Source organism: Mesorhizobium sp. M7A.F.Ca.AU.001.01.1.1 (genome assembly GCF_004022735.1).
In the GTDB taxonomy this organism is placed as follows: domain Bacteria; phylum Pseudomonadota; class Alphaproteobacteria; order Rhizobiales; family Rhizobiaceae; genus Mesorhizobium; species Mesorhizobium ciceri.
The window spans coordinates 1-531 of record NZ_RZPF01001335.1 but is presented as its reverse complement, the minus strand read 5'-3'; the positions used below and the strand labels follow the sequence as shown (position 1 = coordinate 531).

General features: G+C 65.9%; 1 protein-coding gene. It reads left to right on the top strand.

Annotated elements, in window-relative coordinates; translation table 11 throughout:
- On the top strand, nucleotides 1-371 hold a 371-nt coding region (locus EN884_RS38030; RefSeq protein ID WP_164895522.1), incomplete at its 5' end, for an aldo/keto reductase.
- Nucleotides 372-531 lie beyond the last annotated feature (160 nt).

Genomic DNA, 531 nt, shown 5'->3' with positions numbered 1-531 from the left:
GCCGTGACAGCCCCACCGCCCGCCAACTCGCGGGCTGGTCGGAACCACCGATCCGCGACGAGGACCGGCTGTGGCGGATCGTCGATGTGCTTGTGGAGATCGGCGCGCAGCGCGGCGTGTCGGCAGCGCAGGTGGCGCTGGCCTGGCTGCTTGGCCGGCCGTCCATCAGTTCCCTGGTGATCGGCGGCAGGACGGAAACGCAGTTCCTGGACAACATCGCGGCGGCAAGCCTGGTGCTTTCCGACGAGGAGCGCGCGCGCCTCGACGCGGTCAGCCGGCCGCCCTTGCTCTATCCCTACTGGCACCAGCAGCTGACGGCAAAGGACCGCTTTGGTGCCGCCGATCTGGTGATTGACCGAAGCGGCATCTGATCGGCAAATCGATGGCGATAGGTATCGCCGCCGCAATGATGGGCATGGCCCCATCATTGCGGCGCGCATCTTGCAAGCCTGGCCATCATCGACGCACTATCGCTTCAGCTGTTGTGTTTGACGGCTAATGCTCCTAGGCAGGACCAGAGCCGCGAGGCAG